The organism is Gordonia sp. NPDC003376 (genome assembly GCF_053589235.1).
This window is the reverse complement of the sequence record NZ_JBSFRM010000020.1, coordinates 34,802-59,867: the sequence shown is the minus strand read 5'-3', so window position 1 is coordinate 59,867 and position 25,066 is coordinate 34,802. Positions and strand designations below refer to the sequence as shown.

Annotated in this window: 19 protein-coding genes; 7 read left to right on the top strand and 12 right to left on the bottom strand. The window is 67.7% G+C overall.

Translation table 11 applies throughout. The features are described from left to right. Nucleotides 1-5: 5 nt before the first annotated feature. From ACWDUA_RS18645 to ACWDUA_RS18625, 5 genes are all read right to left on the bottom strand, one after another. A complete protein-coding gene (locus tag ACWDUA_RS18645) occupies nt 6-911 on the bottom strand; it encodes a metal-dependent hydrolase (RefSeq protein ID WP_449752495.1) in 906 nt (301 codons plus the stop codon). A gap of 31 nt (nt 912-942) precedes the next feature. Beyond that, complete coding sequence (locus ACWDUA_RS18640; protein WP_449752494.1) at nt 943-1,935, bottom strand: alpha/beta fold hydrolase; 993 nt, start codon at nt 1,933-1,935, stop codon at nt 943-945. Nucleotides 1,936-2,018: 83 nt separating this feature from the next. After that, nucleotides 2,019-3,272 carry a pyridoxal phosphate-dependent aminotransferase gene (locus ACWDUA_RS18635; protein ID WP_449752493.1) on the bottom strand — a complete coding sequence of 418 codons (1,254 nt, stop codon included), beginning with the start codon at nt 3,270-3,272 and terminating at the stop codon, nt 2,019-2,021. Next, nucleotides 3,265-5,022, bottom strand: coding sequence for a hypothetical protein (locus ACWDUA_RS18630; protein WP_449752492.1), 1,758 nt, complete (start codon nt 5,020-5,022; stop codon nt 3,265-3,267). Before ACWDUA_RS18630 ends, ACWDUA_RS18635 begins: the two co-directional genes overlap by 8 nt. 118 nt (nt 5,023-5,140) lie before the next feature. Further along, nucleotides 5,141-8,599 (bottom strand): (Fe-S)-binding protein, encoded by a 3,459-nt coding sequence (locus ACWDUA_RS18625; protein ID WP_449752491.1) that lies wholly within the window; start codon nt 8,597-8,599, stop codon nt 5,141-5,143. A gap of 549 nt (nt 8,600-9,148) precedes the next feature. On the opposite strand from ACWDUA_RS18625, the gene ACWDUA_RS18620 reads away from it, so the two are divergent. After that, a complete protein-coding gene (locus ACWDUA_RS18620; RefSeq protein WP_449752531.1) occupies nt 9,149-11,092 on the top strand; it encodes a glycosyltransferase family 2 protein in 1,944 nt (647 codons plus the stop codon). Continuing rightward, entirely contained in the window at nt 11,044-11,505 is a 462-nt protein-coding gene (locus ACWDUA_RS18615) for a hypothetical protein (protein ID WP_449752490.1), read from the top strand. Before ACWDUA_RS18620 ends, ACWDUA_RS18615 begins: the two co-directional genes overlap by 49 nt. Here the strand turns inward: ACWDUA_RS18615 and ACWDUA_RS18610 are convergent. After that, the gene (locus ACWDUA_RS18610; RefSeq protein ID WP_449752489.1) at nt 11,441-12,445 is read right to left on the bottom strand and encodes a glycoside hydrolase family 26 protein; all 1,005 of its coding nucleotides are present in this window, start codon (nt 12,443-12,445) and stop codon (nt 11,441-11,443) included. The two genes, ACWDUA_RS18615 and ACWDUA_RS18610, sit on opposite strands and share 65 nt — an antisense overlap. Nucleotides 12,446-12,488: 43 nt before the next feature. Between ACWDUA_RS18610 and ACWDUA_RS18605 the strand changes: the two genes are divergently transcribed. Next, the gene (locus tag ACWDUA_RS18605) at nt 12,489-13,754 is read left to right on the top strand and encodes a glycoside hydrolase family 26 protein (RefSeq protein ID WP_449752488.1); all 1,266 of its coding nucleotides are present in this window, start codon (nt 12,489-12,491) and stop codon (nt 13,752-13,754) included. 55 nt (nt 13,755-13,809) lie between these two features. Here ACWDUA_RS18605 and ACWDUA_RS18600 read toward each other — a convergent pair whose 3' ends face one another. After that, on the bottom strand, nt 13,810-15,210 hold the full coding sequence (locus tag ACWDUA_RS18600) for a WS/DGAT/MGAT family O-acyltransferase (protein ID WP_449752487.1): 1,401 nt from the start codon (nt 15,208-15,210) through the stop codon (nt 13,810-13,812). 101 nt (nt 15,211-15,311) lie between these two features. Between ACWDUA_RS18600 and ACWDUA_RS18595 the strand changes: the two genes are divergently transcribed. Then, entirely contained in the window at nt 15,312-15,914 is a 603-nt protein-coding gene (locus ACWDUA_RS18595; protein WP_449752486.1) for a SanA/YdcF family protein, read from the top strand. Between the two features lie 15 nt (nt 15,915-15,929). On the opposite strand, the gene ACWDUA_RS18590 is transcribed toward ACWDUA_RS18595, so the two are convergent. Beyond that, the gene (locus tag ACWDUA_RS18590; RefSeq protein ID WP_449752485.1) at nt 15,930-16,865 is read right to left on the bottom strand and encodes a GDSL-type esterase/lipase family protein; all 936 of its coding nucleotides are present in this window, start codon (nt 16,863-16,865) and stop codon (nt 15,930-15,932) included. 52 nt (nt 16,866-16,917) lie between these two features. Next, nucleotides 16,918-17,436: a hypothetical protein gene (locus ACWDUA_RS18585; protein WP_449752484.1), complete on the bottom strand. Its 519-nt coding sequence runs from the start codon at nt 17,434-17,436 to the stop codon at nt 16,918-16,920. Nucleotides 17,437-17,818: 382 nt separating this feature from the next. Between ACWDUA_RS18585 and ACWDUA_RS18580 the strand changes: the two genes are divergently transcribed. The 3 genes from ACWDUA_RS18580 to ACWDUA_RS18570 are packed head-to-tail and all read left to right on the top strand — an operon-like array spanning nt 17,819 to nt 20,875. Beyond that, complete coding sequence (locus tag ACWDUA_RS18580; protein ID WP_449752483.1) at nt 17,819-18,886, top strand: polysaccharide deacetylase; 1,068 nt, start codon at nt 17,819-17,821, stop codon at nt 18,884-18,886. Between the two features lie 7 nt (nt 18,887-18,893). Beyond that, nucleotides 18,894-19,871, top strand: a complete 978-nt coding sequence (locus tag ACWDUA_RS18575; RefSeq protein ID WP_449752482.1) for an ABC transporter substrate-binding protein — start codon at nt 18,894-18,896, stop codon at nt 19,869-19,871. A 26-nt stretch (nt 19,872-19,897) separates the two neighbouring features. Next, the gene (locus ACWDUA_RS18570) at nt 19,898-20,875 is read left to right on the top strand and encodes an alpha/beta fold hydrolase (protein ID WP_449752481.1); all 978 of its coding nucleotides are present in this window, start codon (nt 19,898-19,900) and stop codon (nt 20,873-20,875) included. Between the two features lie 37 nt (nt 20,876-20,912). Here ACWDUA_RS18570 and ACWDUA_RS18565 read toward each other — a convergent pair whose 3' ends face one another. The 3 genes from ACWDUA_RS18565 to ACWDUA_RS18555 all read right to left on the bottom strand — a co-directional run bounded on the left by ACWDUA_RS18565 (nt 20,913) and on the right by ACWDUA_RS18555 (nt 24,993). Further along, a complete protein-coding gene (locus ACWDUA_RS18565) occupies nt 20,913-21,809 on the bottom strand; it encodes an SGNH/GDSL hydrolase family protein (protein ID WP_449752480.1) in 897 nt (298 codons plus the stop codon). Nucleotides 21,810-22,525: 716 nt separating this feature from the next. Beyond that, nucleotides 22,526-24,097: an asparagine synthetase B family protein gene (locus tag ACWDUA_RS18560; protein ID WP_449752479.1), complete on the bottom strand. Its 1,572-nt coding sequence runs from the start codon at nt 24,095-24,097 to the stop codon at nt 22,526-22,528. A gap of 2 nt (nt 24,098-24,099) precedes the next feature. Then, nucleotides 24,100-24,993: a hypothetical protein gene (locus ACWDUA_RS18555; protein ID WP_449752478.1), complete on the bottom strand. Its 894-nt coding sequence runs from the start codon at nt 24,991-24,993 to the stop codon at nt 24,100-24,102. Nucleotides 24,994-25,066: the final 73 nt, after the last annotated feature.

Below are 25,066 nucleotides of genomic sequence, written 5' to 3'. Positions count from 1 at the left end.
GTCGCTCAACTCGCGTTCCGGGCCGCGGGCGACGACGCGAGGTAGGCGACGGCCTGTGCGGTGGAGCCGATCTCGTTGGGGTGGAAGCCCGGACGGAAATAGCTGAAGGTGGCCAGCGCGACCCGCGACAGTCGGGGCAGGACCCCGGCCCGCACGGCACGGTGGTACTCGATCTGCCGGCGGACGACACCGAACTCGCGGGTGACGGGATCGGAGTGCTGCATGAAGCGATATCCGCGCAACAGCACGGCGAACAGGGTGGGCAGCACGACGAGCATCGCGCGACCCCGCCGGATGTAGCTGTCCCCGAAGTACACCGCGACGTCGTGGGCGACGGCGCGGTGCTCCACCTCCTCGGCCCCGTGCCAGGTGAACAGGTCCACCATCGTCGGGTCGGCGTCGTGCTCCACCCACGTCGAGTTCAGGGCGAAGTCGCCGAGGAGCGCGGTGTAGTGTTCGAGTGCCGCGATCAGCCAGAGCCGCTCGATCAGATCCTTCTGTGCCGCAGCCGGTTCGGATCCGGCCTTGGGGGCCAAGAGCTTGCGGAACAGCCACTCCATCTGTGCGACGAACGGGCGCGGATCGATCCCGTGGTGTGCGAGGAACTCCCACAACACATGGTCGTGTGCCTCGGCGTGCATGGCCTCCTGGCCGATGAACCCGCGCATCGCGGCGAGGAGTTCCTCGTCGCGGATCAGTGGAAGGGCCTCGTTGAAGGTCTGGACGAACCACCGTTCCCCTTCGGGGAGCATCAGATTGAAGGCGCTGACGAAGTTCGATGCGACCGGGAACCCGGGAATCCAGTGCAACGGGGACCGCGTCCAGTCGAAGGCGACGTCGCGGGCGTGGATCTCGACCGGGCCGGGGTCGGCGGAGTCGGTCGGGGCTGTCGAATCGAGGGGTACATGCATCGAGTGCTCCTCACATGGGGTCGGAACGGCGTCAGGACAGCCGGGCGGACACCGCGGATCGCGCGGTGCCTGCGGCGTCTGTGGGGTGCAGGGCGTCTGCGGAGTGCGGGGCGACGGCCGCGATGTGGTCGCGGACGTTGTCGGCGACGAAGCCGGGATCGATCAACGGAAGCCAGTGCCCGGTGGGTGATTCCCGGCGGGTCAGGTTCTCCGCGTATCGACCGGTGAGTGCGAAAGTGGTTGTCCGGATGGCGAAGTCGCGGGTGTTGATCAGTTCGAGCACCGGAATCCGGGTGGGTCGGGGTCGGGGTCGGATCAGGCGTCGCAGCATGTTGGCCCGGTAGTAGGCGACCCCGGCGATCATGTCCCGGCGGAACGTCGGTGCGACCTGGATGACCTCGCGCGGGGTGTCGTCCATGACGTGGATGTACTCCCGCCACACGCGGGGGATTCCCAAGACGCTCAACAGGAGTCGCGGAACCAGCGGCAGATGGAAGACCGCGATGTAGGTAGAGGCGATGGCCTGGAGTGCGGTGGCGCGCAGCGAGTCCCGGGTGGGCGGGGAGAGGTTCTCGCGCACCAGGGTGCCGACGTGGTCGAGACACGGACCGGAGATGGTGGTGTACGACGCGAACGCGTCGTCGGCGCCGGGCCGTGATACCGCCTCCCACGACAGGATGGAACCCCAGTCGTGGGCGACGAGGTGCACCCGGCCGCCGGGATTCACCTCGGCGGCCACTGCGAACACGTCGTCGGCGAGGGTCTCGATGCGGTACGGCGAGATCCCGCGCGGGCGGTCGCTGTGGCCGAGACCGCGGCAGTCGAAGGCGAAGACCCGCGCATCCGGGACCAATGTGTCGGCGACGCCGTCCCAGACGATGTGGGTGTCGGGCCAGCCGTGGACCAGCAGGATCACCGGGCGGGCGTCGTGCTGCGCGACAGGTGCGCCCGAACCCGCGTCGGCCTCGAACACGGCGAGGCCGACACCCCCGCTGACGACCGTGCGTTCAATCCACCGAACCATTCGATTCCCCCTGTGAATCTCTCAGTGGGGTACACGTTACCCACGGTAACGGGAATGTCCAGGGGTTCGGCGGTATTACCAGGTCACTGGCGGTACGACGACAGGAAGTTGCCGATGCGTTCGATGGCCTCACCCAGATCGCGGGCCCAGGGAAGGGTCACGATCCGGAAGTGGTTGTGGTCGTCGAGGTTGAAGCCGGTGCCCTGCACGACGAGGATCTTCTCCTGCAGCAGCAGGTCCTGGACGAACAGCTCGTCGTTGTGGATCTCGTGGACCTCGGGATCGAGGCGCGGGAAGGCATACAGGGCGCCCTGCGGCTTGACGCAGCTGACGCCCGGGATCTCGTTGAGCCTCTCCCAGGTGACGTTGCGCTGCTCGTAGAGGCGGCCGCCGGGCGAGACGAGCGCCTCGATGCTCTGATACCCGCCGAGGGCCACCTGGATCGCATGCTGGCCGGGCACGTTGGCGCACAGGCGCGTCGACGCGAGGATCCCCAGTCCCTCGATGAACCCCTTCGCATGGTCCTTGGGGCCGGTGATCACCAGCCAGCCCGCGCGGTAGCCGCACACCCGGTAGGCCTTCGACAGGCCGTTGAAGGTGATGCACAACAGGTCGGGGGCCAGCGACGCGATGTTGGTGTGCACCGCGTCGTCGTAGAGGATCTTGTCGTAGATCTCGTCGGCCAGGATCAGCAGTGAGTGCCGGCGGGCGACGTCGACGAGCTGCTCGAGGACCTCACGGGAGTACACCGCGCCGGTCGGGTTGTTCGGGTTGATCACGACGATCGCCTTGGTGCGATCGGTGATCTTGGACTCGAGGTCGGCGATGTCGGGGTTCCAGGCGTTCTCCTCGTCGCACCGATAGTGCACCGCCTGCCCGCCGGAGAGCGCGGTCATGGCTGTCCACAGCGGGTAGTCGGGGGCCGGGATCAGCACCTCGTCGCCGTCGTTGAGCAGCGCCTGCATCGTCATGGTGATGAGCTCGGACACACCGTTGCCGAGGATGACGTCGTCGACGTCGAAGTAGGGGAACTCCGGCAGCAACTCGTATCGGGTCACCACCGACCGGCGTGCGGACAGGACACCCGCCGACTCCGAATAGCCCTGCGAGTAGGGGAGTGCGTGGATCATGTCGCGCATGATCACGTCGGGTGCCTCGAACCCGAACAGGGCCGGGTTGCCGATGTTGAGCTTCATGATCCGGTGGCCCTCGGCCTCGAGGCGCGCCGCGTGCGCATGCACCGGCCCACGGATCTCGTAGCACACGTTCTGCAGCTTCAGGGACTGCTCGAGCGGCTTGAGGTTCTGGTTCAGGTGCGATACATACGGCCTACTCACGAGTTCGATTGTCGCAGCCAGGGCAAGTCGGTTTTCCGGCGCCACCGGAATCCGCCGCGGAATCACTCCCGGCGACCGGGCCGGGGACCTCGGTGCGACACAGGCACGACGCCACCACCGGGACATCGGCGTATGCCTGGGCGAGCCGAAGCTGTTGCTCGATGATCGCGGCCTCGCCGTGTCTACCGAGCCGCGTGAGGCATTCGTGGTAGCCGTGCAGTGCCCAGATGTTGTTCGGATGCTGTTGTGCCCGCGGCAACGAGCGATCGACTCCGAGATCGGCGCGGTAGACCGCCTCGGCCTCGACGACATGACCTTGCTCGAGCAGCAGGGCGCCGTAGGCATGTCGGGTGGGTTGCATCCAGCCCCACGGCTCGTCGTAGGGCAGGGTGTCGTCGAGATCGATGGCGCGCCGCAGGTGGGCGAATGCCTGCTCGTGGCTGCCGAGGCGGTAGTCCAGCTCACCGGCCAGCATCGCCGACGCGATGGCCAGGATGTCGAGGCAGGTGTTGTTGAACAGCGTGCGAGAGGGAACCACCCGCTCGAGTGCCGTCCCGAACAGGACGCGGTGGTCTCGCGCCTCGGTGATCCGTCCGGACACCGCGTAGGCAATGGCCTTGCCGTAGTGGATCATCGCGGTGGTGGTGCAGTACAGGACGGGATCGCTGGGCAGTTCCATCTCGAAGAGGTTCTGCCACATGCCGAATCGGATGTAGACGTGCACCCGGATCGACAGGAAGCCCTCGAGCCAGTCGGCCATCGGTGGCGTCTCCACCCGAAGCAGGTCCTCGGGGATCGACGCCTCCAGTCGCGCCACCGCATCGAGCGCGGCGCGGGAGTTGCCGGCGAACATCGCCCCGTAGGCCGCGAAGTGGTGATCGTGGGCACGATAGAGCGTGTAGAAGTTCATCGCCCCCGCGTGCGCGAGGTACTTCTCGTCTGCGGCGATCGCCCGCTCGTTGGACGTGATCACTCGCCGGTAGTCGCCGCACAGGACGTCCAGGTGCGTCGGCATGTGCTGGAGGTGCCCGGCGTCGGGCACCAGGTCACGGAGACGATCGGCATGGGCCAGGCCCGACTCGGGACTCGCCGACATCTCCACCAGATGGATGTACATGTGCAGCAGACCCGGGTGGGAGTCCCCACCCGGGTCCGCCAGGGCCCGGTCGAGGACCTGCTGTGCCTCCTGTGCGTGCGATCCGGGTGCGGGATCGCCGGTCCGCACATCCCACAGCGCCCACGGGGTCAGGTTCATCAGCGCGTCGGCGAACAGGGTCGCGACGTCGAGATCATCGGGGAACCTCTGATACACCGATCGCATCGCGTCGGCATAGCGGTGATTCCATATGCTGCCGGTGGCGGGGTCACCCGCCGGACCATCGGGGACGGCGGCCGGATAGCGATGGCCGAGTGCCTCGATCAACGCCTGTTCCACCGGGGATGCCATCGCGGCCAGCTCGCCGGCGCGGACGGTGGCACGGTGCGCGGCGTCCACCGTCGACCCCAGGTCGGCGGCATCGAAGAACTCCCACGGCTTGTTGTAGTTGGGACCGAGAGCGTAGGCGACACCCCAGTGGGCCAAGGCGCACGTCGGATCGGCAGTGGTCGCACGAGTGAAGCAGGTGACGGCCTCTTCGTGATTGAACCCGTAACTCCACACGAGGCCCCGGTCGAACCAGGTCTGCGCCGTCGACGAGGAGGTGGTGACGGTCCGGGTGTGGCCACCCAGGTCGAAATAGTCGGAGTCCATGATCGGACACTGCGCGCGATCGGCGCATCCGTCAACACGAACGAGCCCGCCCGGTGTGGACCGGACGGGCTCGTTGCGGATTCGGTTGTGACGGGTTGTTGCGCTCGGACCCCGGGAGTCAGGCCTTGTGCCCGGGCCGCTTCTTGCCCGCGGCGATCCCGAAGCCCTTGGCCTTGGCGGCGCCGGTCTCGGCGATCGTGCGCTCGTCCGGCTCGGAACCGTTCGACGACGGCGCCGCGGCGGTGGGTGCCTCGGCCTCCGCCTCGGCCGGGGCGACCGTCTCGGCGGGAGCCTCGGTCTCGGCCGGTGCCGAGGGTGCTGCTGCGGCGGCCGGTTTGGGGGCGGCCTTGCCGATTCCGCCGGGGCGCTTCTTGCCCGCGGCGATCCCGAAGCCCTTGGCCTTGGCGGGGATGGCCTCGGTGGTCAGCGCGGCGGTGTCGGCGACGACCTCGGCAGCTGCCTCGGCCGGAACCTCTGCAGCCGGAACCTCTGCGGCCGGAGCCGGCGCAGCTGCGGCAGCGGGTGCCGCCTCGGCGGCCGGTTTGGGGGCGGCCTTGCCGATTCCGCCGGGGCGCTTCTTGCCCGCGGCCATGCCGAAGCCCTTGGCCTTGGCCGCAACGGCCTCGGTGGTCACCGCTTCGGTGGCGGGGGCCTCGGTCACCGACTCCGCGGCACCCGCGGTGGGGGCTGCCTCGGTGGCGGCCTCCGCAGCGGGTGCGGCGGCTGCCGCAGCGCCCGGCTTCTTGGCTCCCGGACGCTTGCCCGCGGCCATGCCGAAGCCCTTGGCGGCGGGCTTCTTCTCGACCGCAGGTGCGGCGGCCTCGGGGGCAGCGGTCTCGGCGGCAGGTGCGGCTGCAGCCGGGGCGGCCTTGGCGGCTGCGCCGGGCTTCTTGCCGCCCTTCATGCCGAAGCCCTTGGCGGCCGGCTTCTTGTCGGCCGGTGCTTCTGACGGTGCGGCAGCGGTGGCCTCGGCGGGCGCGGCTGCGGCCGGAGCGGCCGTCGCGGCACCCGGCTTCTTGCCGCCCTTCATGCCGAAGCCCTTGGCGGCCGGCTTCTTGTCGGCCGGTGCCTCCGCCGGTGCGGCGGCGGCAGCAGCGGGAGCCGGCTTGGCCCCACCCGGCTTCTTGCCACCCTTCATACCGAGCCCGACCTTCGGCTTCGGGGCCGTGGCGGTCCCGGCGGCGGCCGTGGCCGCAGCAGCCGCGGGGACTGCCACCGGCTCGGGCTCGGGTTCCGGCTCGGGAGCAGGCTTGGCGACGGGGCCGAGGAAGCGGCCACCACGGGCCACCTCGGGGGCGCCGCGCCTGACCGACTCCAGCAGCAGCTGGGCGACGTCGACGACCTCGATCTTGCCCTCGTTCTCGGTTCCCGAGGTCCGGGCGGTCACACCGTCGGTGAGCATCACGCGGCAGAACGGGCAGCCGGTGGCGACCTTCTTGGTCGCGGTTCCCGGATCGCCCAGGGTCGACAGCGCCTCGTCGACCCGGTCGATGTTGATCCGCTTGCCGATCTGCTCTTCCATCCACATCCGGGCACCACCGGCACCACAGCACATGGAGCGTTCGCCGTGACGCGGCATCTCGGTGAGTGCCGAGCCCGATGCGGCCATCAGCTCACGGGGTGCGTCGTAGACCTTGTTGTGGCGGCCGAGGTAGCAGGGGTCGTGGTAGGTGACGCCCTCGCCGAGCGGGGCTACCGGTACCAGGCGCTTCTCCCGCACCAGACGGTTGAGGAGCTGCGTGTGGTGGACGACCTCGTAGGAGGCACCCAACTGCGGGTACTCGTTGCCCAGCGCGTTGAAGCAGTGCGCGCAGGTCACGACGACCTTCTTGCGCTGCTGCGGGGCCGTCGAGAAGACCTCGTTCATCATCTCGATGTTCTGCTGCGCCAGCATCTGGAACAGGAACTCGTTGCCCGCGCGGCGGGCGGAGTCACCGGTACAGGTCTCGCCCTCGCCGAGGACCATGAAGTTCACCGCGGCGATGTCGAGGAGTTCGGCGACGGCCTTGGTGGTCTTCTTCGCGCGGTCCTCGTAGGCGCCCGCACAGCCGACCCAGAACAGGTACTCGAAGCCCTCGAACGACTCGACATCCTGGCCGAACACCGGGATCTCGATGTCCATCTCGTCGATCCAGTTGGTGCGCGCCGAGGCATTCTGGCCCCACGGGTTGCCCTTGTTCTCCAGGTTCTTGAACATGCCGGCGAGCTCGGACGGGAAGTCCGATTCGATCAGCACCTGGTAGCGGCGCATGTCGATGATGTGGTCGACGTGTTCGATGTCCACCGGGCACTGTTCGACGCAGGCGCCACAGGTGGTGCAGCTCCACAGGGTCTCGGTGTCGATCACCGCGCCGAGCTGCTCGGGATCGAAGGCACCGTCGGCGGACTCGATGCCCTCGCCGCCACCGATCGCACCCTTGGACTCGCCGACCAGCTTGCGGGCGGCCTCCGCCCGGGCGGCCGCCGGGATCTTGGCGAGCCTGGCGTCGTCGACGTTGCCCTCGGCATCGACGAGGCCCACCTCGTCGCCGCCCATGTCGGTGCGGCCACCGGCGATCAGGTACGGGGCCTTGGCCTGCGCGTGGTCGCGCAGCGACATGATCAACAGCTTGGGGCTCAGCGGCTTGCCGGTGTTCCATGCCGGGCACTGGCTCTGGCACCGACCACATTCGGTACAGGTGGTGAAGTCCAGCCAGGCCTTCCAGGAGAAGTCCTCGGCCTTACCGGCACCGAAGGCGTCGACGTCGGGGTCGGCGGTTTCCATGTCGAGGACCTTGCCGCCGGACATCATCGGCTTGGCGGCGCCCAGGGCGACGCCACCGTCGGCCTCACGCTTGAAGTAGATGTTGGGGAAGGCGGCGAAGCGGTGCCAGGCCACACCCCAGTCGATGTTCCGACCCACCACGGCCAGCCAGATCATGCCGCTCATCAGCTTGACCACGGCGGCGGCGGTCACCCAGTACACCGAGCAGCCCTCGAAGAGCTGCGCGAAGTAGTGGGTGAAGAAGGACGTCCAGATGGGGGCGTGCTCGAGACCGGTGGCGATCTTGAAGGTCTTGACGAAGATCATGCCGAGGCCCTCGATGAGGACGACGAGCTCGACGAAGTACGCCGCACCGAAGCGCGAGCCGGAGAAACGCGAGATGCGTTCGGGGACGCGCGGGTGGTTGAGCTGCCGGATGACGATCAGCGTGGTGATACCGATGACGGTGCCGAGGCCGAGGACCTCGTCGGCGAAGATGTAGATGTTCCAGGCGCCGATGATCGGCCAGTGGAAGCTGGGGTCGAAGATCTGGCCGTACGCCTCGAACCAGAAGATGGCGCCGATCAGGAAGCCGAACATCACCAGCCAGTGCGCCCAGCCGACGGATCGGAATTTGACCATGCGGGTGTGGGCGACGAACTCCTTGAGCATCGTCCACAGTCGCGGGAAGAACGGCCAAAAGCGCGAGCTGTCGACACGCTGTCCCTGTGCGATCGCGCGGACCATGGTCCACACGCCGCGCAGGAAGAGCGCCCAGCAACCCAGGCTGATGACCGCGGCGATGATGCCGATGGTGATCGTCGTGGCATTCACGGCGTCCGGCCCCTCTCTGGTGTGTCGCCGAACCTCCAGCGCAGGGCTGACGTGCGCGAGGTCGGACGTCTCGTACAGGTAACCGTAAATCCTGAGGACACCTGAGCGCTGCGAAGGTTGCCCTAAGTAGCGCTTGGTCGGGCTGGTACAGCGTGGGCGCCATATTACCCACGGGTAATATATTTGGGGTGTGTTGACGGCCACAACGGCTGGGCGATTCCTCTGCCCGGACTCGTCCACTTGGTGGACATCGACTCGAATGTGATGCAGGACACCGATGAATGCCGAATGTGCCGGGTGATACCCGGTACTTGCGAATTCAATGTCCGAATTGGACCCGTTCCGCCCCGGAATGGTCGATCGGCAATCCGCGCGAGACGTCGAATTTACTTATATCGGCGAATGGATTCGTCGTCGGCTGCAGCGGGCCGTGTGGCCGCGCCGTCGGGTGTTGCGGGTGTCGATGGCCGTCGCAAGAATTGCCCGTGTACTGGGGCGATGATGCCGATTCTGGTGGTCGAGCGGTACCGGACCGGAGAGAGGTCGACCATGGGGCCTGGGCGCCTTGTCGTTGTTCGAATAGTCGCAATACTCGTCGTTTCTTTTGGGGTTGTCTATATTTCTTGGCGCTGGACGGAAACGATTTCCTGGAATGCGTGGTGGATTGCCATTCCCTTGGTTGTGGCCGAAACCTACAGCTTTTCTGAATCTGTTCTCTTCTCTTTCATGATGTGGAATGCGCGGCGGCGCGTCGCGCCACCGATCGCAGGGCCCGGCCGCACGGTGGACGTGTTCATCACGACGTACGACGAGCCGCTGGACCTGGTGGTGACGACCGCGGTCGCGGCACGTGATGTTCGTTACCCTCACCTCACGTGGATTCTCGACGACGGGGACCGGCCGGAGTTCCGGGCGGCCGCCGAGCGGATCGGCGTCGGCTACATCACCCGGGGTGACGAGTGGGCCGGACGGCAGCGGTTCGCGAAGGCCGGCAACATCAACAACGCGCTCTTCCGCACCGGTGGCGACTTCATCGCGATCCTGGACGCCGACCAGGTGCCGGCACCGGACTTCCTGGAGAAGGTGCTCGGTTACTTCGACGACGAGTCGGTGGCACTGGTGCAGACCCCGCAGTGCTTCTGGAACGTGCCCTCGTCGGACCCGCTGGGCAGCCAGGCCGAACTGTTCTACGGTCCGATCCAGCAGGGCAAGGACGGGTGGGGTGCGGCCTTCTTCTGCGGCTCCAATGCGGTCCTGAGGCGTGAGGCATTGATGGCGCTGGGTCTGGCCACCTACTCGCGGGGTGCCCCCTCCCACACGCGTCGCAGGCTGCGCGAGTGCCGGGCACGGCTCGAGGACGTGATCAACGACATCGGGCCGGACTCGCCGTTCCGGCGCCCCCTCGAAGACGCCCACCGGCAGGTCCGTCTGGCCCAGGGACGTATCCGTCGCGGCGAGGCGATCGGTGAGGCGGTGGCCGATCTCCAGCAGTACATCCACGCCACGATCGTCGATCAACCGGAACTGCCGACAGCGCTGGTCGAGGTGCTGACCGCTGCAGCCGACGGCGTCGAGGTGTCGCGGGTGGACGAGGCCCTCGCGATCCAGCCGATCAACACCGCGACGGTCACCGAGGACATGGCCACCGCCATGAACCTGCACGCGATGGGTTGGGAGACGGTGTACCACCATGAAGTGCTCGTCACCGGGCTCGCCCCCGAGGACGTGCGCACGATGCTGGTGCAGCGGCAGCGGTGGGCGACGGGATCGATGCAGGTCTTCTTCGCCGACAACCCGATGCTCAAGTCCGGTCTCACCCTCGCCCAGCGGTTCATGTACCTCGCCACCATGACCTCGTATCTGAGCGGATTCGCGGCGCTGGTGTACATCGCCGCGCCGCTCATCTACCTGACCAGCGGGATCTTCCCGATGGAGGCGACGCCGCTGGACTTCTTCGCGCGGTTCATCCCGTTCTTCGTCGTCTGTCAGATCTTGTTCCTGGTCGCCGGGCACCGGTCGCGCGGACTGTGGCGGGGCCAGCAGATGTCGTTCGCGCTGTTCCCCACGTGGATCGCGGCGACGTTGTCGGCGGCCGCGGCGGTGTTCCTCCGCAGGCAGATCCGGTTCTCGGTGACACCCAAGACCCGCGCCGAGGTGCGGGTCGACTACCGGCCCGTCGCCATCCAACTCGTGGCGATGGCCGCACTCGTGGCGGCCACGGTGATCGGCGCGGTTCGACTGTCGCGGGGCGACGCCGACGTGTTCCCCACCTACCTGTCCATCGGCTGGGTCGTTCTCGACCTGCTGTTGTTGTCGGCGGTCATCCGGGCCGCCCGCTATCGGGGTCACCAGCCGTCGGCGTCCACGGCCCCCGACCCATCGGCTCGCCGCACACCGTTGTCCCGGCGTCCCGTCCTGCGAATGCCCCTGCTCGAGGAGGAATCATGTCCGTTCAGCCCGACTACCGCGACGCTGCCGACCGACGCGGTCTGACCGTCACATCACCGGTCGGCGAGGCCCTCGACATCCGGCTCGCAGCCACCGCCGATGTCCGTACGGGACTGTCGTGGCACGTCGTCGACGCGTCCCGACGAGGTGTCCGGCTCGTGCTCCTCGATGTGTCCCCGGTGGTGTCGGTGACGCCCTCGGGGCTGGCCGACCTCCTGCACGCCGTGCGGTACATGCGTGCCCGCGGTGGGGATCTGCGCGTCTATGGGCAGTCGCGAGCACTCGGTGACGCCCTCCGTGCACTCGACCTCGCGAAGGTCCTGACGGTGCATCCCGACCGGGAGGGGGCGTTGCGTCTGCGCACCGCGCGCCCGGTTCCCGAGGAAGTGCGGGTCAGGGATCGGGCACCTCGGTCACGGCGGATCGGAAGGCGTTCGCGGCGTGCGGATTCGAATTGAACCGCCAGTCCCGCTCCTTGTTCGCCTGGAACCAGATGAAGCCGTCGACGCCGGGTTCGGTGGTGGCGAGGGTGACGAACTCGGAGATCCACGCCGCCTTGCGTGCGGGGTCCGGGGAGTCGGCCGAACCCACCTCGGCGATCAGGATGGGTTTGGACGGGGCCAGGGCGCGCAGCCGCGCGAGACTCGCGGTGAACAGGTAGTCCGGCGATGCCCATCCGTGCGTTCCGTCGTCACCCCAGTTGTATCCGTCGACACCGATCTCATCGACGTAATCGTCACCAGGATAAGCACTTTCGAAATCGCTGATCCCGGGGATCGCCGTCATCGGGGCCCAGACGAAGCGCACCAGGTCGGCGCCCTCGGCGCGCATCAGGTCGTGCATGTGGATCCAGGCCGCCCGATAGTCGGCCGCGGTGTTCCCGTTGACGCCGACCGCCCACGGATACCACGTCCCGTTCATCTCGTGTGCAAAGCGGACCAACACCGGATGTCCCCATGCGGCAAGTGCTTTCGCCCACCGGGAGAGGTCGGAATCGTGCTCGCCGTCGGCGATCGGGCGTAGCCGGTGGTCGGGCTGATCCACCCCTCCGTCGGGCCGCCACGGTTCGATGGTGATCACCGGCGTCGCCCCGGTGTCCATGATCCGTGACAACCGCTCGAGCGGCACCGGGTCGTGTAGTGCGGAGAACGTGAGGATCAGGTCCAGCGGTCGGTTGGCCAGGGTGGTGACGCCGACGATCCCGGCATCCGAGGTGATGTCCGAACCCATCAGATCGGGAAGATAAGCACCCCAACGGATGTGGTGCGCCGAAGGTCCGTCCGTCGACTCGGTGCAGGCAGTGGCGCCCAGTATCGCCGTGACGACGACCACCAATGCCATGACATGCCGCGATCCGAGAGATCGGGCAGTGGTGCGTTCCGTGCGTGCCGTCGTCATGCGAATGACCCCGTCCGTCCTGCGATGTGAGGAACAGTCTGACATGACCAAGCCCGTGATGCCCACCGGGACAAGCAGATCGACCGATCCGGCCCACGCCCCCGGGGAGTTCGCAGCCCGGTGGTCCCGGCGTAGGAGGCGGCGACGGTCGGCGCTCGTCCCGGTGATCGCGATGGTCATCGGTATCGCCGCGGCCGGCGTCGCCTATCGCCACTACCTGCCCGAACCCAGCGCTCCCTGCGCCGTGGTGGACGCCTCGCGGGTGATCCCGTCCGACGGTGTGCTGTTCGGCGTGAACCTGGACTGGCAGACCGAATCGCTGGCCCGGCATCGCGCCGACCTCGGTCATGCCCCGGCGGTGGCGGTCCAGTTCTCCGACATCCCCTACAGCGATGCGACCTGGGCGCACACGGTGGCCGCGGCGCACGAGGTGGCCGCGAACGGTGGTGTGATGGTGCTGACCCTGGAGCCGCACGCCGGACTCGCCGCCGTGGACGACGGGGTGATCGGGCGCCTCGGTGACGATCTGCGGCACCTCAACGAGTCCGGTGTCCCGGTGATCGTCCGATTCGCCCACGAGATGAACGGCAGCTGGTATGCGTGGGGTCAACAGCCGGCCGAGTACGTCCGCGTGTTCCGCACGTTGTCGGCGCAGATCCGGCGCAGCGCACCGGGTTCGGCCATCATGTGGGCGCCCAACTACGGCGGTGGGTATCCGTTCCTCGGCGGAAAGTATGTGGCGCGCAAGGGAACCAGCGACTTCAGGCTCCTCGACACCGACCATGACGGAGCGCTCACCGCACGGGACGATCCCTATGCGCCCTACTATCCCGGCGACGATGCGGTGGACTGGGCGGGGGTGTCGCTCTACCACTGGGGTAACCATCGCCCCTGGGGCGACAACGAGGTCACCGAACCGGGGAAGTTCACCGCGATGCTCGACGGCACCTATCGCGGAACCGCCGGTGACGATCGCGCGGTCCCCGACTTCTACACGGTGTACGGCGTCGATCACGGGCGCGAGATCGCCGTGGTCGAGACCGCGGCCATCTACACCCCGGCGCGCGCTGCCGAGGGGGCGTCGGAGCTCGCCGTGAAGGCGGCCTGGTGGCGTCAGGTGTTCTCCGCCGACCTCCCTCGCCGCTACCCGATGCTCAAGATGATCAACTGGTTCGAGTGGAAGAAGTACGAGGTCGAGATCCACGACGTCGTCGACTGGCGGGCGGCCGGATCACCGGTGATCCACGACGCCTTCGTCCGCGAACTCCCGGACTGGCTGCGCTACGCCGAATCGGTGCACGCCTGCTGACCGGCGCGGCCTCGGCCGGTCGGGGCACACCTCGTCGGCCGCGGGCACCGTACGATCACGACGGCAGATCTGCGACCTTCTCGAGCTCGTCGAGCGCGGTGTCGAGATGGGTGAGCAGGCGCTGCAGGCTGGGCAGTTCCTTGCGTGCGCCGATCAGACCGAAGTTCACGTGCTCGGCGGTGGTGGTGACGGTGATGTTGAGGGCCGTCCCCTCCATCACCACCGACACCGGGTACACGCCGTCGAGCCGCGCCCCGTTCCAGTACATGTGCTCGGCCGGTCCCGGCACGTTGCTGATCATCAGATTGAACTGCGGCGGGGTGTAGCGGACGAAGCCGGGCACGGTGGCCAGCGCGAGTGGCGCGATCGTCGCCGCGCCGTAGGCGAGCGCCTGCAGTGGTGACAGGTTGCGGATCACCCGCTTGGACTCGCGCATCGAATTGACCAGGGTGTGAAGGCGCCGTTCGGGATCGGGCTGATCGGTGGCGAGGTTGGTCAGGATCGCGGTGATCGCGTTGCCGTCGGAGTCGCCGACGTCGTGCATCGACACCGGGACGGCCGCGAGCAGCGGCGCCGTCGGCAGGGCGTCGCGGTCGATCAGATACGACCGCAGCGCGCTCGAGCACATGGCGATGATGACGTCGTTGATCGTGATGTCCATCGCGGAGGCGACCGCGCGCACCCGGTCGGTGGGCCATTGCTGGGCCGCGAACCGTCGGGCACTGCCGATCGGCACATCCAGGATGGTCCGCGGGGCCGGGCGGAAGGGCGGGGCGAAATCCTCGTCGGTGAGCGCGGTCCACGCGATCCGTGCCGCGGCGGGGCCGATCCCGACGAGCTGGGTTCCGATTCCGACGGCGGTGCCGACGAATCGGATCATCCCGGAGATCGGTGACGTCGCCGACGGAGCATGATCGCGGTGCCGACGAGGACGGGTGAGTGCCGGGTCCCATGGGGCGGTGCCGCTGCGGTCGTCGGGGTCGGCGCTCAGCGTGCGCTGCAGCACCCGCAGCGCCGAGACCCCGTCGATCAGCGAATGGTGCAGTTTGGAGTAGAGCGCCACCCGACCGTCGTCGAGGCCCTCGATGATGTGGAGCTCCCACATCGGCCGATTCCGGTCCAGGAGGGCGCTGTGGTGCAGGGAGACGTACCGGAACAGTTCGCGGATCCGGCCCGGGCGCGGGAGGACGGCGTGCCGGACGTGATAATCGACGTCGATCTCGTCGTCGTGCGACCACGCGAACACCCCGAGCACGCTCGCCGGTGACGCCGGCCGCTTGCGGAACAGGGTGTCGATCTGGGTGCAGTGCGTGAACCGGTCGATCATCTCCTCGGCGAGTTCGGTGCCGGTCTGGCCCTCGCGAGGGACGAACAGCTGCAGGCCGCCGACGTGCATCGGCTGCTCCCGGGTCTCCGCGATCAGGAACATCGACTCGGTGACGGGCATGTACTCCATGGCGCTGTGCCTCCCTCCGGGTGTGTCCGGTCCGGGCGCACGGCGGCGGCGAACCTTCTGTGGTTCAGGTCACAGTACAACGGGTTCACTACGGTGGTGGGGTGAGCGTCCGTTTCGTTGCGGGTCGGCTGGTGGTTCTCGGACTGATCACCGTGGAGTTGATCGTCGCCGTGGCGGCGACCTGGGTGTACGTCGCGGCTGCCGGGCGGGTCGTCGACGCCGACGCGCTGCCACGCGAGAGCACCCTGGTGGTACTCGGGTCACTGGTCTCCGACGGTCGACCCGGCGACTACGTGCGGGGGCGCCTGGACACCGCACTCGACCTCTATCGCGACGGGCGCGTGGCACGGATCGTCAACTCGGGCAACGGCTCCGCTGGTGCCGGCGACGAGCCGGCCGTGATGCGCGCCTACCTCGAGGAGCACGGTGTGCCCGCCGCGGTCATCGTCGACGACGCGCTCGGCATCGACACCGCCGACACCTGTCGCGGGTTGCGTGATCGCTTCGGGGTCCATCGGCCGGTGCTGATCACCCAGGACTTCCACCTCGATCGGGCGATCGCCCTCTGCCGTCGCCTCGGCGTCGACGATCCCGTCGGGGTGGTCGCCGGGTGCGCATGCCCGTGGCCGACGGTGATCCGCAATCACTTGCGGGAGACGTTCCTCGCGCGGCCACGAGCGCTGCTCACCGCCGTCACCGGCTGACGGGCGCGAGCGGGCCTACTCGTTACGTGCGACGAGTTCGGCGACGAGATGTGCGATGGCCGTCTTTCCTGCCGGGCGTTCATGATAGGGGGCCGGGGCCTCCCAGCCGTACAGCCACGGTTCGGCGGTGCACACACCGTGGCCGCGCCCGGCATCAGACGCCCGTACCAGATGTGCACCGGCTTCGGTCGCGGCCTCGGCGATCGCCTCGGTGACGTTGTCCAGCACATCGAGGGTGAGGGCCAGTTGTTCTCGGGTCAGCGGCATCTCGGCGCACGGTTCATCACCGTGCTGGGCCAGCGGCGGGTAGTCGACGAAGACCACCCGGGCGTCGGGCGCCCGCTTCTCGATCTCGACGAGCATGTTGTCGAGCGATTGGTTGAGAGCGGCGTACGCCGCATCCGGAGGGCGGGGTGAGGGATGGGCGTTGCAGTGCCCGCCGGGTTCGAATGGTCCTGCCGTGAGGCAACTCTGGGCCATCACCCGGGGGATGTAGGCGATGTTGTTCCCGCCGATGGTGACGGTGATCAGCTTGGTGTCCGTGGTGATCGCGTCGATCTGCGGGGCGGCGGCCACGTTCGGCTGCGCCCGATGCAGGACGTCCTCGGTGGTGGCCCCCGAACAGGTCACGTCGATCAGTGTCATGCCGAGCAGATCGGCGACCACGTTCGGGTAGTTGTCCTCGGATCGACCACACGGTGCGTCGGACAGGACGCTGCCTCCCGGTCCGGCCGCATACGAACTACCCATTGCCACGTACTGCTGCGGTGGCCCGGCCGTCGAGCTCGACGGGGCGGTCGACCGTCCGGATGCGGCGACCGGATCCGTGTCCGGGTCGGCGTCACCGCAGGCGGTGGACATCAGGGTGAGGGCGATCGCGGCAAGGACTGACGCGGGGGTGCGCCGGGCGCGACGAGGAGTACTCGCCGCGCCCGGTCGTGCTCGGGACATCACGGTATCGGTCTACATCCTGGAAGGTGATCGTGCAGCGGTCGCTGTGGGGTCAGCTGATCTGGCAGACCCATTGTTGGGTCGAGTCGGCCCAGATGTAGGTACCGGATGCGCCGCTCTGGTCGGTGCAGGGCCGGCCGCCCGGATCATCGTCGCGCACCTGGGGTTTGGTCGTGGTCGTGGTAGTGGCGCGCGGTGCGTCACCGGTGACCTGGCAGATCCATTGCTGGCTGGAGTCGGCCCAGATGTAGGTACCGGGTGCGCCGCTCTGGTCGGTGCAGGGCCGGCCGCCCGGATCGTCGTCGCGGACGGGGGGAGTGGTGGTGGCGTGGTTCTGATGGGGGGTCGTGGTGACGGCGGGTGCGTTCTGCGCGCCGGGGTTGGTGGTGGTGGTCGTGGCCCGCGACGCGGCCGACGACGAGGTTGCCGACGATGACGTGGCCGACGACGAGGTGGTCTTGCTCGAACTCGACGCCGGGGTGCCGCTGTCGGAACTGCTGCAGGCGCCGAGGCTCAGCACGGCCGCGCTCAGCAGTCCGGCCGTGATCATCGCTCGATTCGGGGTTCTCATGTCACCTTTCGCGCAGGGCGCCGCGGGAGTCGACCCGACAACGGGTCGGGCGCGGCCTTCTGGAATGGCAGGCTATTGCCCCGACCGCGGCACCGAAAGGAAGTCAACGGACCGGTTACATCGGACAACACTCGTTTGTCGAGCGCCAGTTGGTGCCGAAATCGCGCTATTTTGGGCAAAGCGCAAGTGCGACGCTACTTTTCGATACCCACGAAACTATCGCATTCCCGATATGTCCGTTATGCTTCGTCACCATGTGCGTCGGGCGACCAGAAAGGCCGTGATGAGACACCCGCCGCGATGCGTCGGCTCTCTTTTCGTCGGGCTTGCCGCACTGATGGTGCTCTCGGCCTGCGGGAAGAGCTCCGGGAGCGCACCCTCGGTGGATTTCTCCCCCACATCCTCGACGACGGCAGAGCCCGATCCGACACCGGTCCGCCGCGCGACGAATGTCCCGATCCGGCCATTGGCGCCCGGCGAGAAACCGCCGCAGTTCATCCTCTTCTCTTTCGACGGCGTCGGGGTGTCGAAGAACTGGGATCTGTTCCTCGACGCCGCCGAACGCTCCGACGCGCGATTCAGCGCATTGATGACCGGCCTGTACTTCCTGACCGACAAGGCCAAGAAGCACTACCGCGGACCGGGATACGAGCCCGGGGAATCCTCGTTGGCCTTCGGCGGCACGAAAGCCGAGGTGATCGAGCAGATCGAATACCTCAATCGCACCTGGTACGGCGGCCACGAACTGGGTACCCACTACGTCGGACACTTCTGTGCGGGTACGCGCAATCCCGGGAAGAACTGGAGTACCCGGGAGTGGAATCACGAGCTCGACCAGTTCTTCTCGTTGATGGCCGATTGGCGCACCAACAACGCGATCACCACCGGGCCCGACCTGGCCTTCGGACCGCAGGAGGTCAAGGGCGGTCGGACCCAGTGTCTCGAGGGCAGCCCCGCGAGGCTCTTCCCGGCCCTCCGCGCGCACCACATGACCTGGGACTCCTCGATGCCGGCCGCTCAGCCCGGCGTCTACTGGCCGTCGAAGATCGGTGGTATCTGGGAGTTCCAGATCCCGTATGCATGGTCACCACCGCTCAAGGCGCGACAGACCGTGTTGGACTACAACTTCTGGTACACCGTCAACGGCGCACGCGATCGGCCCAAGGACAAGAACCGGATCAAACGTGTCGTGCTGGACACCTACCGTTACATGTTCAAGCGGACGTACGAGGGGAATCGAGCACCCCTGGTGATCGCCAATCACATGAACGACTGGAACCACAATGCGTTCAATCCGGCGACCGCGCAGTTCATGGCCGAGACATGCGGGCGGCCCGGGGTGATCTGCGCGACGCACGCCGATGTGGTGGCGTGGCTCGAGGTGCAGGACCCGAAGGTGCTGCAGGAGTGGACGAGCCGACCGCCGGTTGCGGTGTCGGCAACGGAGTGAGGTGGCTATGAGGAGATTCGGGGAGCACGCCCTGACCCGGACGGTACGTCTGGCGGCAAGCGGGTTCGCGATGGCGCTGGCCGTCGCGGTGGCCGGGTGCTCGTCGGGAACCGACGACACCCCGGCCGGATCGTCGTCGGCGCCGGGCACCGTGACGTCGGGATCGGTGGTGTCATCGGAGGCCTCGGCGCCGGGTGGGCCCGCCACCGTCACCCGCGACGACGCGCTGGCCGCGCGCGTCCCCGAACCGATCCGTGGGCGGGGCACCCTGATCGTGGGGACAGCCGTGCCGTTCGCGCCCGGTGAGTTCGGCGAAGACGGTCGGATCGTCGGCTTCGACATCGATGTGATCGACGCGGCCGCCACGATCCTCGGATTGCGTACCGACATCCGCACCACCGATTTCGCCGCCGTGCTGCCCGGCGTTCACGACGGCACGTTCGATGTCGGGGCGAGATTGATCTTCGACACCAAACCCCGCGAGGAGCAGGTCGACATGGTCACCTACTTCAGCGGCGGGATCCAGTGGATGCAGCGCGCCGGCAGCGATGTCGACCCCGAGAACTCCTGTGGTCTGAAGGTTGCGGTGGAGACCGGCACCGTGCAGGCCGACTCCGAACTGCCGGCCAAGAGTTCGGCCTGCGAGACCACCGGCGACAAGCCGATCGACGTGGTCGGATTCGAGACTCTCGACCAGGCGGTCAGCGCACTGCGTGACGGTCAGGTCGATGCGGTCAGTGCGGACTCACCGGTGACCGCGTACGCGGTCTCCCGCTCGTCCGGCGCGTTGAGCGTGGCCGGAACCCCGTTCGACACCGAACCGTATGCGTTCCCGGTACCGAAGGGATCGGCCCTGGCACAACCACTTCGCGACGCGGTTCAGAAACTCGTCGACAGCGGGCGGTTGTCGGCGATCGCGCACCGCTGGGGTCTGCAGGGCGGACTGATCGCCACCTCCACTATCAACGGGGCCACCGAGTCATGAGCACCCAGTTCAGGAGCAACCCGACCATGCGAAACACGGTGCACCGTGCGCTGACCGGACTCTGCGGCGCACTCGCCGCCGGGCTGGTGCTCGCCGGCTGCTCATCGACCCCCACCGAGCCGCAGCCGACCGCGTCGGCGGTGGATCCGGGTGCTGCATCGGCCGATTTCGCGAAAGTGGTCGCATCGTCGAACGTCGATGCCCGTCGCTACCTCTACCCGACCACCACCGGAAGCCGAGACGACGACCAGAACTGGGCCGACGTCTTCTTGCCGAAGGGGGCGCAGGGGGAGAACTCGGTGCCGCTGGTGATCCTCATCCACGGCGGCTCGTGGCAGTCGCAGGTCGGTGCGGACAGCTTCGTCACCTTCTCGCGGCGACTCGCCGAGCGTGGCCTCGCCGTCTACAACGTGGAGTACCGGCGTGTGGGGTCGGGCGGCGGTTGGCCCACGACCTTCCAAGACGTCGCTGCCGCACTGGATTATGTGCCGACGGTCGCGGCGAGCATCCCGGAGATCGATGAGCGCAATGCGGTGGTCGTCGGACATTCGGCCGGTGGGCAGCTGGCCATGTGGGCGGGAACCCGGCACCGGCTCGAGGCCGGCGAGGTGGGCGCCGAACCGAAGTTCCGTCCCACCAACGTGATCTCGCTGGCCGGCCCACTCGACATGCGGGTGGCGGTGAAGCTCGGCGATGACCGGATCGTCCGGGCACTGGGTGGTGAACCCGACGCGGTACCCGACCGGTACACCTCCGTCGACCCGATCCAGAACCTCGACCCCTCCACTCCCACCATCGCAATGGTCGGCAAGGACGACAAGGTGGTGCCTCCGATTCTGTCCCAGAACTATGTCGCCGCCGACAAGGCGGCGGGTGGCTCGGCCACGCTGGTGCTGCTCGACAACACCGACCACGGCACCATCGTCGATCCCCGCGCGCCGGCATTCGCGCGGGTGCTGGAGACGATCAGCCGGTCCGCGTACAACGCGCAGCGGTCGGGCTGAGGGTCGACCCCCGGCTCCGTGCCGGAGCCGCCCGGTCTCAGTGGTGTCGGGTGACCATCTCGGCGACCAGCCGGGAGATGGCCGTCTTGCCGAACGGCCGCTCGTGGTACGGGGCCGGACCGCCGTAGCCGTACAACCACGGCTGCGCCGAGCACACCCCGTGGGCACGGCCCGCGAGGGATGCGCGCACCAGGTGGGTGCCGGTCGCCGAGGTCGCGGCGGCCAGGGCGCCGACGACGCCGTCGAGGACCCGCGATGTCTGATCGATCTGACCAGAGGTCAGTGGCAAGGCGGCACAACCGGATTCACCGGAGACCGCAAGTGGGGGGTAGTCCACCACGATGATCATCGCGTGCGGAGCGCGAACGGCGATGTCGGCGATGAGACGGGTCAGTGATCTCGTCAGCGCCTCGAAATCCGCGGCAGTGGGCGGTGGCGGTGAGGTCGGATTGCACGTCGACGAGGGCTCGGCCGGGCCCACCGCGATGCAGCTCAGCGCCATCACCCGCCGCATGTACCCGACGTTGTTGCCGCCGACGGTCAGGGTCACGAGTGCGGTGTCGGCGGTCACCGCATCGATCTGCGGTGCGTCTGCAACGTGGGGTTGCGCTCGGGAGACGATGTCGGCGATGGTGGCACCCGCGCAGCTCGCATCCACCAGTTCCATGTGCAGCGCGCGGGCGGTCTGGCTCGGATAGTTGTCCTCGGATCTCTCGCACCGACGGTCGGTGAGTGTTCCCCCGGGCCCGGATGCGTAGGAACTTCCCAGCGCCACATATCGTTTCGACGTGCCATCACGGGGCGACACCGATGTCCCCGAGGCGCCTGTGTCCGGGTCGGCCCGCGGGCCGGCGCACGACGTGACGCCGACGATCAGGAGGAGCGCGACGGCGAGGAGCCATCGACGCCGGGTGCGCATGGGTGCGGTCGTCATCGTCGGCCCGGTCGTGGACCACGGCCGGATCACCGGAGCGCGCCCCGTAGGGCGGGCGTCCACACCCCGAGCGGATGATTCCCGGTGGTCGTCCCAGCGACCGAGCGCGACGCGAGGCGTGGAGTGGTCACGGCATCGGCGGTCTTCATGAGTGCATCGTAGAGGCCGATCGGTCGCGGAATCTCTTGTGTGTCCGGGCCCTCGCACGCATTTCCTGCGCCGACAAGAAGTGGGTGTCTGATCACAATTTTCTGTGAATCCGTATCGATTGCGAGATTGCGCTCGTCGGTGGTTGTCTGGTCGGTATTCCGGAAACGGGATGCGGGAATGATGCCGGTTCGGGGCGCCCGGACTCATTCGAATCGTATGTCCCGCACCGAGGCCGACAATCCGCTCGAACTGCGGGTCATGTGGAGGATGGGGCGAATCGTATGGCGGTCGGTGTTTCCGTCGCAGCCGTGGTCGGTGGTCCCGTCGGCCGGCTCCTGGGCTATCTGCTGCTGCTGGTGCTCGCCTGGTTGGTCCTGGACAGCGGCTCCTCGGAGGGAATGGCCCCGGTTCGCCAGACGGGGATCGTCCACGACTGTCCTGTCCGGACCACACCCGGAAGCGCCGATGCTCCCGGGCCCGCCGATGTTCACCGGGACCATCGGGCCGATGCCACTCCGTGTGCGGAGGCACCGGCCCGGTGAGTTCCCCGCCGGTCGGGTACCCGACTACTCGGCGGGGCTCGCCGACGTCGGCTTCCGGGAGAACCGGGGTGCGATGTTCCAGCGGAGCGCTCCGACGAGGTCCTTGCCCTTCTCGAACAGGGTGTGATCGGCCAGCAAGGTGTCGCCGGCCAGTGCCCGTCCGAGATCGTTACCCGACAAGGCCAATGCCGCATCGAAATCGCGTCGTAGCGGGGCGTGCGCCCGGTATCCGCACCGGCGGTACTCGGCTGCGATCCACGGTTTGTACAGCCGGATGCGGTCGTGGAGGCCCGACGAATAGGAGAGCCCGTGTTTGGGTCGGTTGACCACGTAGTCGGGCAGGGCATCCTCGAATGCCCGTCGGAGGATCCACTTCTCCTGACCGTCGCGCGTCTTCATCGACATCGGTAACCGCAGCGCGGCGTCGATCACCCGGTTGTCGAGAAAGGGCACCCGCGTCTCCACCGTCGCGGCCATGCTCGCCCGGTCGACGCGCTGGAGCTCGGTGCGCGACAGGCCGTGTAGCTTGTGCAGGAAGAGATCCCGTTGCTGCTCCGCCGGAATGGTCTGGTACATCGGGTAACCGCCGAACAGCTCGTCGGAACAATCCCCGCCGATGGCGATGCGGATACCGTCCTCGGCGATGGCCGAGAACAAGTGCGCGGAGATCACGGCATTGATGATGTCGCCGTACTCGGTGAGCTCGGAGAACCTGACCGCCTCCATCACCGCGGATCGTCGGATGTCCGATGGTCGCACCTCGATCACCCGATGCGGCATCCCGATGTCGCGGGCGAGGCGAGTGGCATAGCTCAGGTCAGGGCTGTCGGGGGTGCCGATCGTGTAGGCGACACACCCGGGATGATGCCGGGCCGCAATGGACGCGACGATGGAGGAATCCAGACCACCGGAGAGGATGACCGCTATCGGCAGGTCGGTCCGGACCCGGGACTCGACAGCGGATGTGACCGCCGACCGCACCGCGTCGACGGCGTCCTGGGTCGTGGCGTACGCGGCCGCGGCGTGCTGTTCCGCATCGAGGTCGTGGTAGCAGCGCAGTCGGGCCCCGGTCCGGGCCGAGATCCACCCGTGGTGCCCCGGTGGGACCTCCATGATCCTCGCGGAGACGGCGACCAGCGCCTTGATCTCCGATGCCACGTAGACCAGCTCGTCGGCGAGCGCGTAGTAGAGCGGTTTGACCCCCAGCCGATCCCGGGCCACATAGACCGATCCGCCGCATTCCGCGGCGAAGGCGAACTCCCCGGAGAAGCGCGGGACGGCCTCGTCGCCCCAGGTGAGGAGGCTCAGTGCGACGAGTTCGGTGTCCGACGCGGTCGTCGGAACGACGCCCTGCTCGGCGAGCGCACCCCGGATCTCGTCCAGGTTGTAGACCTCGCCGTTGTAACACAACGTGGACCGTTCGTCCGGACCGTAGCGCCATGGTTGGACTGCGTGGGCGCGGTCGACGATGGGGAGACGACGGGTGACTGCCGCGAGGTCGTGGCGCGTCCACCGTTCGGTGATCGTGCCCCGCGATTCGATGGCGGTGACCATGCCGTCGAGGATTCGTTCATCCCAGCCGGCACCGACGATCATCGCTATTCCGCACATCGGTCGGCCTCCAGTGGGAAGCCCGCCGAGTGCGGATTGAGGCAGATATGCCACGCCTGCCCCTCGTCGATGACGTTGATCTGCGCCGTCTCGGCCCGATCCAGCAGAACGGCGGCGAGTGCGTCGCCGAAGCCGAGTCGGGTCATCCAGTCCATCTCGATGTCGGCGGCCCACCCGACGCAATGGGCGCTACCGGTTGCCGCCGTGTAGCCCGAGCCGCGCATCTCGTCCTGATAGGCGACACTGCGGACGAGGCTGTTCACCCACGGCCGCGGCGCGTCCGGTTCGCGTCGGGCAAGGTCGTCGGCGATCGCATTGAGGACGGCGACCACCTCTGGTCGTCCGTAGGGCAACCGCATCCCGATCGTGTTGGGTGAATGCCGGGGCCGAAGACGCCGATCGAGCGCGCGGAGCCCCCGGCGTGGGAGGTCGAACACCTGTGTGCGGAAGTCGAATCGGAGTTCCCTGCGGGACCGTGCCCGGCGTAGGTCGATCAGGTCGGCGGCAGTGACGACCTCGGCGTCGGTGCGGAACGGGCGTGCCCCCGCCCACCAGGCCGCGTCGAGTGTCGACAGGAGCTTGACCTTGACCAGCGCCGGGACATCGCCTGCCGATGAGAGTCCGGTTGGTCGGAAAGTGGTTGCCGAGGAGATGAACTCGGTGGTGAATTCCTCACGTCGTCGCCCCTCTCCGAGATGGTGAGCGAGCACCGTCGAGATGGCCGGGGCGTAGAGTCCGCGCCGGATCACCTCACCCACCCCGTGGGGTCCACACCGCGCCGTCTGCTCGCTCAGTCGGTGGACCTCGTGACGAAACGGGACCACGATGGCCGGATTCGTCATGTCGGTCAACGATTTTTCTGGACTATCGGAATATGTCATCGGGTGAGATTCTTCGGATGGGTTTCCGGCAGATCGGAGTCGGGCAACGTGTTCCTTTCATACCCCACATCCC